The following is a 14,754-nucleotide window of genomic DNA, read 5'->3' on the forward strand; positions in this document are numbered from 1 at the left end:
GAGACTATGTTAAGCCGCACTGCCGATCATTTATTCTGGATGGCGCGCTATACGGAACGCGCCGAAAACACTGCCCGCATGCTCGATGTGAATGTGCAGACCTCGATGCTGCCTCAGTCAGAAGCAGAAACGGCGCAAGGCTGGCGCGCCATGCTGGGCATCTCCGAGCTGCAGCACGCATTCGACCAGAAATTCCGCACGCTGGAAGGCCGCGCCGTGATTGATTTCATGGTGCGCGATCCGGCCAATCCCTCTTCCATCGTCGCCTGCCTGACGGAAGCCCGCGAAAACGCGCGTGCCGTGCGCGGCACGCTCACCACGGAAGTGTGGGAAATCCAGAACCAGACCTGGCTCGATATGCAGCAGCATCTGAAAGGCGAGCTGCTGGAAACGGACCCCAGCAAATTTTTCGAATGGGTGAAATACCGCTCACACCTGTCGCGCGGCGTCACCGTCGGCACCATGCTGCGCGACGAAGCCGTACACTTCATCCGGCTGGGCACCTTCCTCGAGCGGGCCGACAATACGGCCCGTATTCTCGACGTGAAATTCCATGGCGGTGGTGCCGAACCGGCTGGCGATGCCATGAGCCAACGCGACTTCTATTACTGGGGCGCGCTGCTGCGCTCGGTGTCGGGCTTTGAAATCTACCGCAAGGTCTACCGTGATGTGATTACGCCAGCCCGTATCGCCGAGCTGCTGATGCTGCGGAATGATATGCCGCGCTCTCTGCTGGCCTGTATGGATGAAGTGCTGCTCAACTTGCGCGCTGTGCATAACGAGGTGTCGGCCGACACCGAGCGCTATGCTGGCCGGCTGCACGCTCAGCTACAGTTTGGCAAGATCGAGGATATGCTGGCCGAAGGCCTGCACGACACGCTGACCACCTTCCTGTCCGATATTAACGAATTGGGCAACCGCATCAGCCGCGATTTCCTCGTGCCGCTGGCCGCTTAAGCTGGAGCTACACCATGCACCTGACCATACGGCACGAGACTGTGTATAGCTATAGCTCGCCGCTGGCCTACACGATACAGCAGCTGCACCTGACGCCGCGCAGCGATCCGCAGCAGCGCGTGCTGTCCTGGGAGCTGCACCTGCCCGGCGCCGTACATGCCTACACGGATGCCTATGCCAATCCCTCGCATATGATGACGCTGGACACGCCGCACACGCGTTTACAGATTATTGCGAGCGGCGTGGTGGAGACCAGTAAGCCGCCGCGTGGCCGCATCAGCACCAGCGAATCGTTGTCGCCGCTGGTGTACACGGTGCCTACCCGCCTGACCGAGGCGGGGCCTGAAATACTGGCGCTGACGCACGCTGGTCTGGCGCAGGGCAAAGCCAGCACGACCAGTTTGCTGCAACTATGCGAGCGCATATTGCAGGGCGTGCGCTATCAGACAGGTGCCACCGGCGTGGCCAGTACCGCTACCCAGGCCCTGCAACTGGGACAGGGTGTGTGTCAGGATCATGCCCACGTGTTCATTGCTTGCTGCCATGCGGCGGGCATACCGGCACGCTATGTATCAGGCTATATCGATCCGGAGAATACCGGCCATGCAGCCAGCCATGCCTGGGTCGACGGCTGGGTCGAAGATGGCGATTACACGGGCTGGGTCAGCATCGATGTGACCCATGCGCGCCTGATGACGGATGCCTACTGCCGTCTGGCAGTGGGCCGCGATTATGATGGTGCTGCGCCGATACGCGGTGTGCGCCGTGGCGGCGGGATGGAATCCATGCAGGTGCAGGTGCAGATCATGCCGCAGTAGTCGGGGTAGAATGATGTTCCTTCAAACAAATGGTTGCTTTCGATGACGTACTGTGTGGGCATGCGCCTGAATGCCGGGCTAGTTTTTCTTTCTGATTCGCGCACCAATGCAGGCGTAGACCAGGTCGGCACGTTCCGCAAGATGAGTGTCTTCGAGATTCCCGGCGATCGTATGATGGTGATGATGACTTCGGGGAATCTGTCGATATCCCAGTCGATACGCCAGCTGATTGCCGACAGCCAGAGCGATGACGGGCGCAGCATCTGGAATGCAGGGACCATGCATGAAGCGGCCCGCATCGTCGGCGACGCCGTGCGCCACGTGCATGCGCGCGAAGCCAAGGCACTGGCCGAGTTTGGCATCGATTTCAATGTCAGCATTATCTTTGGCGGCCAGATCGGCGGCGAGCGCTGCCGTCTGTTCCAGATCTATTCGGCTGGCAATTTCATCGAAGCGCATGACGAAAATACCTATTTCCAGATCGGCGAGGCCAAGTATGGCAAGCCGATTATCGATCGCGTGGTGGGCCCTGCCACCAGCCTCGACGATGCCGCCAAGTGCGCGTTGATTTCGATGGATTCCACACTGCGCTCGAATGTCTCGGTAGGCTTGCCGCTGGACCTGCTGGTGTACGAAACGGGGGCACTCGCGGTGACCCATTTCGTCACCATAGACGAGCGCAATCAGTATTTCCAGATGATACGTAACACTTGGGGCCACCAGCTCAAGCGCGTCTTCGAGGGGCTGGAAAATCCCGTCTGGGATGCGGCGCCCGAAAGCACGGCCAACGTGCTGCACAGTGCCGCTACCAGCAGCCAGCCCGTGCGCGTGAGTCCGCCAGCAGGAATCAGCGCCCCTGCTACCAGCCGCACGCCGCTACAGACACTGACCCAGCAGTTTCATGACGGACAACAATAATCCGGCACGCTAACGGTGCAAAGGCTATCATTAGCGTAACACCCAATCTGCTTTGGAGCATTGCATGTCGGAAGTAAGCATATTCTCGGTCGATACCCTGATCAAGTACATGGGCGATGATGACAAAGCCCGCGCGATGGTCGGCAAGATCGTCGCCGACGCGTGCGCGCCCGCCATGGAGCCTTTGCTGCTGGCTGGCACCGCGATCCGCGAGGGCCGCCTGAGCGATGCCGCCAAAATGCTGCACACCTTGCGCGGCGCCATCGGTACGCTGGGAGCCAAGCGGCTGGTTTCGGCTTCGCTGGAACTGGAGCAGGCTTTGCTGGGTCAGCATACTGAGCAGATCCCGAGCTTGTTTGCCAGCGTCGATGCGGAGTATCGGCTGGTATTGCATGCGGCAGAGAACTGGCTACGCCAGCATGCGCCAGATCAGATGCGCTAACCTTTGCCAAATTCTCAATATTCTTAAGAGATTGTGATTGCTGCGGCGCGGCGTAGGCGTTTGCGCGAGCGCAACTTTTAAGTATTAACGAATGGTTACAATTGTTACTCCCATTAGGACTGTATCAACCGGGCAGGCTTGGGCTTCGTGCTAACATTCTCCTCAGTTGTTGCGGTGTCACTCTGGCGTCTGGATGAGCCGTCAGTTTCTAGCTCTTCAATCTGAAAAATAGCCCACGGCCAGCCTTGCCTTCTTGGCAATTTGCTGTGGCGCAAGTATAATGGTGCAGTGCGTCGTGATGACCCCTAATCCCAGTGTTAATCACAGTTTGGAACTTTATGGAATTATTCAATAAGTCTGGTGTGCTGATTTCGTCTTTGTTGGTGATGGTAGGCGCTTTGATAGCCTGTCAGGCCAAGGAAGACGCTATTCCGCCATCGACGGTTATTGAAGCCGCTGCCATGCAGTTGGGCACACAAGGCCAAGGCGCTGCGGAGCGCCGCCTGCGTGAGTGGGCGGATCTGGGATCACCTGTGGCACAGCGCGAACTGGCATTGCGTTATCTGAGTAATCCCGCCAAGCGTAATGAAGCACGTCAATTATTTGAGCGTGCCGCCGGTGCCGGCGACGCCCAGGCAGTGATCAATTTGGCTGGCTTGTACCAGTCTTCCGCCTTGCCCAACACCAATTCATCCATCGCTGCCGGTCGCACCCTCAAGGATGTGACCAATGCCAGCTATCTGCCACACTGACAGTGTAGTCTAGCCGCACAGCTTCAATTGTGCGGCCGTGTCGCTGAATTTCAGAATACAGTCTGCGAGCAGTTTTAGGCTAGTGCCGCTTGGAGTATTTTCATAACCTCCAGATATGCCGGCCCGAGCCCTGCAGGGCAGCTAGACTGTATTGCCCTTTCAAGTCGATCAAGCAGCCATCGCTGCGTACCCGGCTGCACAGCTCTTCCATTGGCCGCTGCAGCAGGCTGCGGTGTGGCACTGCACAGATCAGCGCATCGGCCACGGGCAGCTCGTTCCAGCGCAACAGCCTTACCCCATATTCGTGCGCCGCTTCTTCCGGGTCGGCGACAGGATCGTGCACCACCACCTCCAGCCCATAGGCTTGCAGCTCGGTGATCAGGTCGGCCACCTTGGAATTGCGTAAATCCGGACAGTTTTCCTTGAAAGTCAGCCCCAGCACGATCACCATGGCACCTTTAATCCGCAGATTGGCTTGCACCATGAGCTTGACGGTGCGTTCCGCGATGAATTTGGCCATGCTGTCATTGATCCGACGTCCGGCCAAGATAACGTCGGGGTGGTAGCCGAGCTTCTGCGCCTTGTGCGTCAGATAATAGGGATCGACGCCTATGCAATGCCCGCCAACCAGGCCGGGCTGGAAAGGCAGAAAGTTCCACTTGGTGCCTGCCGCCTGCAGTACCTCGCGCGTATCGATCTGCAGGCGGTCGAAGATAATCGCCAGCTCATTCATCAGCGCGATGTTCAGATCACGCTGAGTGTTCTCTATCACTTTGGCGGCTTCGGCCACCATGGAGAGTGCATCTTCCATGCTGGCGCCATAACGGTAGCGCACCTGCGCCAGTCCTGTAATGCCGGGCTTGATGCTATGCCTGACGTTGTAATACTCCGTCAAATCATTCAGGTGATTGACGAAATAGGCACGCTCGGGACGCGGGCCGACGAAACTCATCTCCCCTTTGAGCACATTCAACATCTGCGGCAATTCGTCAATGCGCAGGCGACGCAACCAGTAACCCACGCGCGTAATGCGCGGATCATTCTCCAGCGCCCAGCGCGGCTGTCCGTCGCGTTCGGCATCCAGCCGCATGCTGCGGAACTTCAGCACGCGGAATGGCCGATTGTTGCGACCTATGCGTTCCTGCTGATAGAACACGCTGCCGCCGTCTTCCAGCCAGATCGCAATGGCCGCCAGCGCCATCACGGGCGCCGTCAGCAAACCTATCAGCGCGCTGGCGCACAGGTCGACACCACGTTTGACCATGGCCCGGAACAGATTCTGTTTAAAGCCGCCGCCAAAGATCAGATAGCTTGGTTGCAGCGCATCCAGCCTGATCTGGCAGGCTTCGCGCTCGAAGAAGGTAGCCGCGTCGGTGACCGGCACGCCACCGAGCGCACAATCGAGTAGCTGATGCACGGGCAGCCCGCCACCACGCCGGTCCCCCACGGAGACAATGATTTCGTCCGCACCATGACGGCGCGCGAGTGCCAGCAGCGATGAATCTGCCGGTAGCAGCATGGCGCTGGGCACGCAGCTATCCTCTCCCTGCACGGGCACAAAGCCCAGCACCTTGAACGGATGAAAGCCTATGCCAGCCGCCGCCAGTTCCATGCATTCGCGCGCGGTCGCACCCTGTCCGACCACGATCAGGCGCTGCTCGAGCAGACGCGACTGGGCTGAAGTAAATACCAGCAGGCGCGTGCCCAGGACGGCCAGCCCGCCCAGCAGGAATACGCCGGCGCCCGGATGGCCCAGATACGAGCGCGGTAACATGCTCGTCAACAGATTTTGCAAACAAAACGCCAATACCAGCGCCGGCAGTATGCGCAACAGTGTGCTGCGCATGTCGGCCCGGGTCTGGCTATGCTGATACATGCCCAAAGTACCCATGCTGAGCACCATGACCAGCGAGAAGATCAGTCCCACACCATAGACCTGCTGCGGCAGCAATTGCCGGCCCGCCAACCACCAGGGGGAACTCAGCACGGCCGCCAGCAATAAAGCCATCAGCTCCAGCAGGAGTAACAAAAAGGCAATTTTTGAGACGTAGTGGTGGAATATCCGGATCACGATGCCCTCCCCGAAACGGGCTGCACGATGCTACCGATGATGAGCGTGTGGTGTTTTCAGACCTTGAGCGACCACAATTGACTCTGCTGTCGGCCAAAATCTGGGCAAGAATCGGCAGGGATATGACAGCCGCATGACAAATGGTCTATAGTCATGGGTCTTTACTGTATTCAAGCGGAATCATGAAATTTGATGTTGCAATTGTCGGCAGTGGATTGGCCGGCCTGTCAGTCGCCTTGCATCTGGCGGAAACGCGTACTGTCGCGATTATTTCCAAGCGTACCCTGCAAGACGGGGCCAGTAACTGGGCGCAAGGCGGGATTGCCGCCGTGCTAGATTCGGGCGACAGCCACAAACAGCATATCGATGACACGCTGGTAGCCGGCGGCGGCCTGTGCGACGAAGGCGCCACCCGCTTCATCGTCGAGCATGGCCGCGAAGCCATCGAATGGCTGATCGGACAGGGCGTGCCCTTCACCCGTGACGATACGGCGGAACTGGGCTTTCACCTTACCCGTGAAGGCGGCCACAGCCAGCGGCGCATCATCCATGCGGCCGATGCCACCGGCCATGCCGTGCAAGTCACGCTGGAAGAGAAGGTGCGCGCCCATCCGAACATCACGCTGTTCGAACACCATTGCGCCATCGACCTGATTACCTCGGACAAGCTGCATCCCGCCAAGAAGAGCAGCCAGCCCAAGTGCTATGGTCTGTATGTGCAGGACGAAAAGACCGGCCAGGTGCTGACCTTCGCTGCCGAGCACACCGTGATGGCTACGGGCGGCGCTGGTAAAGTCTATCTGTACACCACCAATCCCGACACCGCCAGCGGCGACGGCATCGCCATGGCCTGGCGCGCCGGTTGCCGCGTGTCGAATATGGAATTCATCCAGTTCCACCCGACCTGTCTGTACCACCCGTATGCCAAGTCCTTCCTCATCACGGAAGCCATCCGCGGTGAAGGCGGCCTGCTCAAACTGCCGCCGGAAGCAGGCGCATCGGCAGGCAAGCGCTTCATGCTGGCCCATGACGAACGGGCCGAACTGGCACCGCGCGACGTGGTGGCACGCGCGATCGACTTCGAAATCAAGAAGCGCGGGCTGGACTATGTGCATCTCGATATCAGCCACAAACCGGCCGACTTCCTGATCGAACATTTCCCGACCATCTATGCGCGCTGCATGGAGCTGGGCATCGATATCACCAAAGAGCCCATCCCTATCGTGCCAGCGGCCCATTACACCTGCGGTGGCGTGGTGACTGACCTGTATGGCCGTACCGACCTGCCCGGCCTGTATGCGGTGGGCGAAACGGCGTGCACGGGACTGCATGGCGCCAACCGTCTGGCCAGCAACTCGCTGCTCGAATGCGTGGTGATCGGTCGTGCCTGCGCCACCGATATCGCTGGCAAGGAAAAAGGCGAAGTACCGTATCTGCCGGACTGGGATGAAAGCCGCGTCACGGATGCCGACGAAGAAGTGGTGATCGCCCACAACTGGGACGAACTGCGCCGCTTCATGTGGAACTACGTGGGCATCGTGCGCACCACCAAACGACTGGAACGGGCACAGCACCGCATCGCCCTGCTCAAGGAAGAGATCGACGAGTACTACCAGAACTTCCGCATCACTCACGACTTGCTGGAGCTGCGCAATCTGGTCGATGTGGCTAGCTTGATCGTCAACAGCGCCTTGCAGCGGCATGAAAGCCGCGGCCTGCACTTCAGCCGTGACTATCCGGAGACGTTGCCGAAAGCCCTGCCCAGCATATTGACGCCTAATCGACGCAAATAAGCGCCGCAAATAAGCGCCACCAAAAAGTGTGACCACTAGAGGTTCTGCATGATAGCCCTGCGTACTGCCGTAGCGACCGATATCCCCGCGATGGAAGCGCTGATCGCCCGTTCCGGCATAGAACTGAGCGAAGGTTTCTATACGCCCGCGCAGGCGCAGGCTATCACCCAGCATGTGTTCGGCGTGGATACCCAACTGGTGGCAGACCAGACGTATTTCGTCATCGAGGAAGCAGGCGAGTTGCTGGCCTGCGGCGGCTGGAGCAAACGCGCCACCTTATTTGGCGCCGACCGCACCAAGCTGGGTGCCGATCCCCTGCTCGATCCTGCCACACAGCCGGCCCGCATACGGGCTTTCTTCGTGCACCCGCAGGCCGCGCGGCGCGGATTGGGGCGGCAATTGCTGGAACACTGCAGCGCCGCCGCTGCAGCAGGCGGCTTCCACCGGCTGGAGCTGGCAGCTACCCTGCCCGGCGTGCCGCTCTACACGGCTTGCGGATTCAGTGAAATTGAAGCATTCGAAATCCCCCTGCCCGGCCCGATCAAAGTCGGGCTGGTGCGGATGGGGAAAGACATCTGAGGTTGATGCCGGCGCTTAGCCGATAATGCGCAGCGAATAATCCGTTGCGCGTACGTCCTTGGTCAGGCTGCCAATCGAAATGCGGTCCACGCCCGTTTCGGCGATGGCGCGCACGGTATCGAAGTTGATGCCGCCGGAAGCTTCCAACAGCGCACGGCCAGCATTGCGCTGTACCGCGTCACGCATCATATCGAGGCTGAAGTTGTCCAGCAGGATGGACACAGCACCGGCCGCCAGTGCTTCATCCAGCTCGACGATGGTTTCCACTTCCACCTGTATCGACACGCCCTTGTTGAGTGCCTGCGCTGCATGCACGGCTGGCGTGATGCCGCCCGCGGCTGCAATGTGGTTTTCCTTGATCAGAATGCCGTCGTACAGTGCCAGACGCTGGTTCTGGCCACCGCCCACACGTACTGCGTACTTCTGCGCCAGCCGCATGCCGGGCAAGGTCTTGCGCGTGTCGAGAATGGCCGCGCGGGTGCCGACAATTACGTCCACATACTTGCGCGTCACCGTAGCGACACCGGACAGCAGTTGCAGGAAATTCAGCGCAGCGCGCTCGCCCGTCAGCAAGGCGCGAGCCGGACCATGCAAGGTGCACACCGGCGTATCGGCCTGCATCAGATCGCCTTCGGCATAGTGCCACTCGATTTCAATGCCGGCCTGCATGCAGTTCATCACGCCTTCGAACCACGGCGCGCCACACAGCACGGCCTGCTCGCGCACGATCACGCGGGCCGTGGCACGGCCACCTTCCGGCACCAGCAAGCCGGTCAGGTCGCCCGTGCCCACATCCTCCAGCAAGGCCGATAGCAGATTGGCTTCGAAAGCGGACTTGAGCGCCTCGTCGAACGGCGCGTAACGGTTGATCAGGGTGCTCATGCTGGACCTATCCCATCGAACAGTTTGCCTTCCTGCGCCAGATCGGCGCTGGCCTGTACGCGCGCCTTTTTGGCGGCCGCGAAATCCAGCATGCGGGTGATCGAGGTCACGGCTTTCTGGCCTATGGCCGGATCGACGTGGATTTCGTTGGCACCGCTGTTATCCATGTTTTCCAGCAGGTCCACCAGATTCTGCAAGCCATTCATGGCCATCCACGGGCAGTGGGCGCAGCTCTTGCAGGTCGCGCTATTGCCGGCGGTAGGCGCTTCGATGAAGCGTTTGCCTGGCGCCGCAGCGCGCATCTTGTGCAGAATGCCGTTATCGGTCGCCACGATAAAGGTATCGGCCGGCAGATTTACGGCAGCGTCGATGATCTGGGTGGTCGAACCCACCACATCGGCCAGCGCCACCACGTTGGCTGGCGATTCCGGATGCACGAGGATTTTCGCATCAGGATACTGGGCCTTGAGCAGCTCCAGTTCCACGCCCTTGAATTCGTCATGCACGAGGCAGGAACCCTGCCACAGCAGCATGTCGGCACCGGTTTTCTTCTGGATGTAGGAACCCAGATGCTTGTCCGGCGCCCACAGGATTTTCTTGCCCTGCGCATGCAGGTGGGCCACGATATCGAGGCCGATGGACGACGTTACCATCCAGTCGGCGCGCGCTTTGACGGCGGCGCTGGTGTTGGCATATACCACCACCGTGCGGTCCGGATGAGCGTCGCAGAAGGCCGTGAATTCATCCGCCGGGCAACCCAGATCGAGCGAGCAGGTCGCGTCCAGATCAGGCATCAGTATGCGTTTCTCGGGGCTCAGGATTTTCGCCGTTTCGCCCATGAAGCGCACACCGGCCACGATCAGCGTTTTGGCGCTGTGGTCGCGGCCGAAGCGGGCCATTTCCAGCGAGTCGGACACGCAACCGCCCGTCTCTTCGGCCAGATCCTGCAGATCGGCGTCCACATAGTAATGCGACACCAGCACGGCCTGCTTTTCCTTCAGCAGTTGCTTGATGCGCGCTTTGAGGCTGCTACGCTGCTCCGCCGTCAGCGGAGCGGGAGTGCGCGCCCACGCGCGGGCGGTGCAGCTGGCGCCGTCCTGCGGGTGCTCGTACTCGACGGGCTTGATTTCTATGGTTTGCATGCTACTCGCTTGAACTTGGTCTGATGATGCGCTGGCCCGGCTTAGTTGATGCCCTGACTGCTCAGGTACTCTTCGTAGTTGCCGCGGAAGTCGATCACTTCATTTTCCTTGATTTCGATAATCCGGTTCGCCAGCGAGGAAACGAACTCGCGATCGTGCGATACGAAGATCAGGGTGCCCGCGTATTTTTCCAGCGCGATGTTGAGCGATTCGATCGATTCCATGTCCATGTGGTTGGTCGGTTCGTCCAACAGCAGCACGTTGTGACGACCCAGCATCAGCTTGCCGTACATCATGCGGCCCTTCTCACCACCGGACAGCACTTTGACGGATTTCTTCACTTCGTCGCCGCCGAACAACAAGCGGCCCAGGATCGAGCGCACGGCCTGATCGTCGTCGCCTTCCTTGGTCCACTTGCCCATCCAGTCGGTGAGGTTGATATCGGTGGCAAAATCTTCCGTCGGGTCTTGCGGCATATAGCCCACGTTGGCATTCTCGGCCCATTTCACCAGACCGTGATCGGCCTGCAGACCGGTGATGTCCTGGCCGCCGATACAGCGCAGCATGGTGGTCTTACCGGCGCCGTTGGCACCGATGATGGCGATGCGTTCGCCTGCTTCGACCATGATGCTGAAGTTATTGAACAACTGGCGGTCGTATTTCTTGGCGATGCCTTCCACTTCCACAGCCAGACGGTGCAGTTTCTTCTCGCCTTCGAAGCGCACGAATGGATAGGCACGCGAGGATGGCTTGATGTCCTCGACCTTGATCTTGTCTATCATCTTGGCGCGCGAAGTGGCCTGACGGGCTTTCGACTTGTTGGCCGAGAAGCGACGTACGAAGTCCTGCAGTTCGGCCACTTTCTCTTTAGCCTTGGCATTGTTGGCCAGTTGCTGGTTACGCGCCTGGGTCGATGCCAGCATGTAGTCATCGTAGTTGCCCGGATAGATCTTCAGCGTGCCGTAGTCCATGTCGGCCACGTGGGTGCAGACCTGATTCAGGAAGTGACGATCGTGGGAAATGATGATCATGGTGGAGTTGCGCTCGTTCAGCACATCTTCCAGCCAGCGGATCGTGTTAATGTCCAGGTTATTGGTCGGCTCGTCCAGCAGCAGAATGTCCGGATTCGAGAACAGCGCCTGTGCCAGCAGCACGCGCAGCTTCCAGCCCGGCGACACATTGCTCATCGGGCCCTGATGCAGATCGATGGTAATACCTACGCCCAGCAGCAGTTCGCCGGCACGGGCTTCGGCCGTGTAGCCGTCGTATTCCGAGACTTTGCCTTCCAGTTCGGCCGCCTTCATGTAATCGTCGTCAGTGGCTTCCGGATTCGCATAAATCGCATCGCGCTCGGCCATCGCGGCCCACATTTCCGTGTGGCCCATCATGACCACGTCCAGCACGCGCATTTCTTCGTAAGCAAACTGATCCTGACGCAGCTTACCGAGGCGCTCGTTCACATCCAGCATCACGTTACCGGAAGACGGTTCCAGATCGCCACCGAGGATTTTCATGAAGGTGGACTTGCCGCAGCCGTTCGCGCCGATCAGACCGTAACGGTTGCCATCACCGAATTTAACGGAAATGTTTTCGAACAGCGGCTTGGCGCCGAATTGCATGGTGATATTGGCTGTGGAGAGCACGAGGAAGACCTTTAAAGCAGTGAATTGAATTAACCGGGCATTTTACCATTAGCCGCGCAAGGTCGGGTATTCGCTGAGCGTGAGCTCCAGTGTGCGCGCTGTCGAGCGCAGGTGGGCCATGGCGCCGTAAGGCAGGGTGGCGCGCCGCTCGATGTGGCCGAACGGCAACCCGGTCAGCACAGGTAGCGGCAGCACGGAACGCAGATAGGCCAGCATGGCTTCGAAATCGTAGCCGTTATCATAGGGGCTCAGCTTGTAACCGGAGAAATCACCGAGCATCAGCGCCTGCTGGCCGGCCAGCGCCCCCGCGTAATACAGCTGCAGCACCATGCGCTCGATGCGGTAAGGATGTTCGCTGATATCTTCGAGGAACAGGATGCCGTCAGGCTGGGCCGCGAAATACGGCGTACCCAGCAAGCTGACCAGCATGGCCAGATTGCCACCCCATAGCTGGCCGCGCACATCAACCACAGGATTGTCGCTGCCCTCTTCTGCCACTTCGCCGAGCACCTGATGCAGCGGCCCGCGCAGGCAGTTGTGGAATTGCTGCATGGTGTAGCCGACCAGCGTCTCGCGCGCATAATCGCCGCAGAACATGGGGCCAGCGAAACTGATGCAACCAGTCTGCTTCATATAAGCCATCTGGAAGGCAGTGAAATCGCTATAGCCGACGAACAGTTTGCCGCTGTCAGCCAGACGCTCGAAATCGATATGGGGCAGCAGCCGGCTCATGCCATAGGAACCGCGCAAGGCCAGTACCACCTCGACCTCGGGATCCTCGGCCGCTGCATACAGTTGCGCCAGCCGCGCTTCATCCGTGCCGGCAAAGCGCTGGTGGCGCGCCTCATGCTGGTAGTAATTATGGATCAGAAAGCCCTGCTGGCGCAGGCGTGCTATGCCCGCTTCGACAGCGGGATAATCCGGCGCATAGCCGCCGGTGGCGGCAATAGCCATGCCGAAAGGAAGAGTAGTCAATTGGTTCTGCCGCAGAGAGTGGGAATGCGCTGTAAATCAGCGTTACAAAAACGCCACCATCTTACCGCGCAGCCCTTGAGACGGGCAAGTTGGCGCCCAGCTTCCCGGGCAGTCTAGCCGGCCTCTGCGTCCGGTGCGGCGAGGGCATCACTGGCCGCGCGGCGTGCGGCACTGGCGGCGGCACGCCGCGCCGCGAAAAAGCTTTTGAGCATGGCGCCACACTGCTCGCCCAGCACACCGCCGGCAACGCTGGTGTGATGATTGAGCTGGTTATGCTCGAATAGATTCATCAGCGAGCCGCACACGCCCGTTTTCGGGTCGCTGGCGCCGAACACCACGCGCGACAAGCGCGCATGCATCATGGCACCCGAACACATCAAACAAGGTTCCAGCGTAACGTAAAGTTCACAGCCGGGCAGACGGTAGTTGCCCAGCTTGGCGGCAGCAGCGCGCAGCGCGACAATTTCCGCGTGGGCGCTAGGGTCATGTTTGCCTATGGGCTGGTTGTAACCGCAGGCGATCACCTCGCCATCTTTGACGACTACCGCCCCGACCGGCACTTCGCCCAGATCCCACGCGTACTGCGCCTGTTCCAGCGCCAGCCGCATAAAATCCTGGTCTGCCATAGACTTAGGCCTCCGTAATTTCGGCCCAGCAGTTCGGCGTTTCGTGCAGCACCAGCTTGTGCAGGTGCAGGCCGGTGCCAAAGCGGTCTTTATAAGCCGCCTTGAGGATGGCGAAAGCGACATGGGCCAGATTCTCGACGGTAGGAATACGGTCGATCACCACGGTCTTATGGCCCGGCAGCGTAGCGAGGAACTCGCGCACGGCCGCATCTTTTTCGTAGACGATGAAGGCGTGATCCCACACATCGACCAGATGCTCCTTGGCCAGCGCCTTGATATCGGAGAAGTCCATGATCATGCCGTTATCGGAATTGCCTTCGGCGCTGATGATCTCGCCCGTCAGGGTGATTTCCAGAGTGTAGCGGTGGCCGTGCAGATTGCGGCACTGGCTTTTATGGTCGGGAATCCGGTGGCCGGCATCGAATTCCAGTTTGCGGGTAATGGTCAGCATGATTAGGGTATCTGTAAAAGTTTATGTGTTTGCAAGCTCAGCTTCCACTTGGGGTTGCGCTTGCAGGTCTCGATCGCCAGACGGGTGTTGAATTCAGCCAGAGGACCATCCATGGCCTGCACGAAATAGTGCTCGAAATCGAGTCCTTCGTAGGCGCTCAGGTCTTGTCCCGTCTGCGGTATCACCACCTTGATTTCATTGCCTTTGCTGACAGCCAGCGTCGAACCCATTTTCGGGCTCACGCAGATCCAGTCCACCCCTGCCGGTACCGGCAGCGTGCCATTGGTCTCGATGGCGATGGTAAAACCGTGCGCATGCATGGCCTCGATCAGTGGGCCATCCAGTTGCAGCAGCGGCTCGCCGCCCGTGAACACCACGTATTTGATGGCCGTATAGCTGACCGGCCAGAGCGCATTGATGGTCGCCGCCAGTTCGGCCGGCGTGGTGAACTTGCCACCACCTTCGCCGTCCGTGCCGACAAAATCCGTATCGCAAAACTGGCAGATGGCCTGGGCGCGGTCCTGCTCGCGGCCAGTCCACAGATTGCAGCCGGAAAAGCGGCAGAACACGGCAGGCCGGCCCGCATGGGCGCCCTCGCCTTGCAGCGTGTAAAAAATCTCTTTGATGCTGTAAGTCACGGCAGTTCCTGAAAGGACAACCCTCAATTATATCCCATCCTGTACGCAGCGCACTAGCCAGTGAAAA

General features: G+C 59.5%; 15 protein-coding genes. 7 read left to right on the forward strand and 8 right to left on the reverse strand.

All coding sequences use genetic code 11. The features are described from left to right. Positions 1-6 precede the first annotated feature (6 nt). The 5 genes from GM655_RS17675 to GM655_RS17695 all read left to right on the forward strand — a co-directional run bounded on the left by GM655_RS17675 (position 7) and on the right by GM655_RS17695 (position 3,887). Positions 7-957 (forward strand): alpha-E domain-containing protein, encoded by a 951-nt coding sequence (locus GM655_RS17675; RefSeq protein ID WP_155436006.1) that lies wholly within the window; start codon positions 7-9, stop codon positions 955-957. Positions 958-971: 14 nt separating this feature from the next. After that, positions 972-1,775 (forward strand): transglutaminase family protein, encoded by an 804-nt coding sequence (locus GM655_RS17680; RefSeq protein WP_155436007.1) that lies wholly within the window; start codon positions 972-974, stop codon positions 1,773-1,775. Between the two features lie 42 nt (positions 1,776-1,817). Further along, the gene (locus GM655_RS17685; protein WP_155436008.1) at positions 1,818-2,693 is read left to right on the forward strand and encodes a proteasome-type protease; all 876 of its coding nucleotides are present in this window, start codon (positions 1,818-1,820) and stop codon (positions 2,691-2,693) included. 64 nt (positions 2,694-2,757) lie between these two features. Continuing rightward, positions 2,758-3,135, forward strand: coding sequence for an Hpt domain-containing protein (locus GM655_RS17690; protein ID WP_155436009.1), 378 nt, complete (start codon positions 2,758-2,760; stop codon positions 3,133-3,135). A 338-nt stretch (positions 3,136-3,473) separates the two neighbouring features. After that, on the forward strand, positions 3,474-3,887 hold the full coding sequence (locus GM655_RS17695; protein WP_155436010.1) for an SEL1-like repeat protein: 414 nt from the start codon (positions 3,474-3,476) through the stop codon (positions 3,885-3,887). Positions 3,888-3,987: 100 nt separating this feature from the next. Here the strand turns inward: GM655_RS17695 and GM655_RS17700 are convergent, their stop codons facing one another. Then, positions 3,988-5,895 (reverse strand): TIGR03013 family XrtA/PEP-CTERM system glycosyltransferase, encoded by a 1,908-nt coding sequence (locus GM655_RS17700; RefSeq protein WP_155436011.1) that lies wholly within the window; start codon positions 5,893-5,895, stop codon positions 3,988-3,990. 245 nt (positions 5,896-6,140) lie between these two features. Between GM655_RS17700 and nadB the strand changes: the two genes are divergently transcribed. Further along, positions 6,141-7,751 carry an L-aspartate oxidase gene (gene nadB, locus GM655_RS17705; protein WP_155436012.1) on the forward strand — a complete coding sequence of 537 codons (1,611 nt, stop codon included), beginning with the start codon at positions 6,141-6,143 and terminating at the stop codon, positions 7,749-7,751. A 48-nt stretch (positions 7,752-7,799) separates the two neighbouring features. Then, positions 7,800-8,330 (forward strand): GNAT family N-acetyltransferase, encoded by a 531-nt coding sequence (locus GM655_RS17710; protein ID WP_155436013.1) that lies wholly within the window; start codon positions 7,800-7,802, stop codon positions 8,328-8,330. A 15-nt stretch (positions 8,331-8,345) separates the two neighbouring features. On the opposite strand, the gene nadC is transcribed toward GM655_RS17710, so the two are convergent. The 7 genes from nadC to queE all read right to left on the reverse strand — a co-directional run bounded on the left by nadC (position 8,346) and on the right by queE (position 14,687). Continuing rightward, entirely contained in the window at positions 8,346-9,212 is an 867-nt protein-coding gene (gene nadC, locus GM655_RS17715) for a carboxylating nicotinate-nucleotide diphosphorylase (RefSeq protein ID WP_155436014.1), read from the reverse strand. Continuing rightward, the gene (nadA, locus tag GM655_RS17720) at positions 9,209-10,354 is read right to left on the reverse strand and encodes a quinolinate synthase NadA (RefSeq protein ID WP_155436015.1); all 1,146 of its coding nucleotides are present in this window, start codon (positions 10,352-10,354) and stop codon (positions 9,209-9,211) included. The genes nadC and nadA overlap by 4 nt, the downstream gene beginning before the upstream one ends. A gap of 41 nt (positions 10,355-10,395) precedes the next feature. Further along, on the reverse strand, positions 10,396-11,997 hold the full coding sequence (locus GM655_RS17725; protein WP_371866873.1) for an ABC-F family ATPase: 1,602 nt from the start codon (positions 11,995-11,997) through the stop codon (positions 10,396-10,398). A 48-nt stretch (positions 11,998-12,045) separates the two neighbouring features. Next, the gene (ldcA, locus tag GM655_RS17730) at positions 12,046-12,972 is read right to left on the reverse strand and encodes a muramoyltetrapeptide carboxypeptidase (RefSeq protein ID WP_155436016.1); all 927 of its coding nucleotides are present in this window, start codon (positions 12,970-12,972) and stop codon (positions 12,046-12,048) included. A 113-nt stretch (positions 12,973-13,085) separates the two neighbouring features. Further along, the gene (tadA, locus tag GM655_RS17735; protein WP_155436017.1) at positions 13,086-13,598 is read right to left on the reverse strand and encodes a tRNA adenosine(34) deaminase TadA; all 513 of its coding nucleotides are present in this window, start codon (positions 13,596-13,598) and stop codon (positions 13,086-13,088) included. 4 nt (positions 13,599-13,602) lie between these two features. Next, on the reverse strand, positions 13,603-14,049 hold the full coding sequence (gene queD / locus GM655_RS17740) for a 6-carboxytetrahydropterin synthase QueD (protein ID WP_155436018.1): 447 nt from the start codon (positions 14,047-14,049) through the stop codon (positions 13,603-13,605). Between the two features lie 2 nt (positions 14,050-14,051). Then, positions 14,052-14,687: a 7-carboxy-7-deazaguanine synthase gene (queE, locus tag GM655_RS17745; protein WP_371866874.1), complete on the reverse strand. Its 636-nt coding sequence runs from the start codon at positions 14,685-14,687 to the stop codon at positions 14,052-14,054. Positions 14,688-14,754: the final 67 nt, after the last annotated feature.

Origin of the sequence: Pseudoduganella danionis (assembly GCF_009720775.1) — a bacterium.
Lineage (GTDB): Bacteria > Pseudomonadota > Gammaproteobacteria > Burkholderiales > Burkholderiaceae_D > Rugamonas > Rugamonas danionis.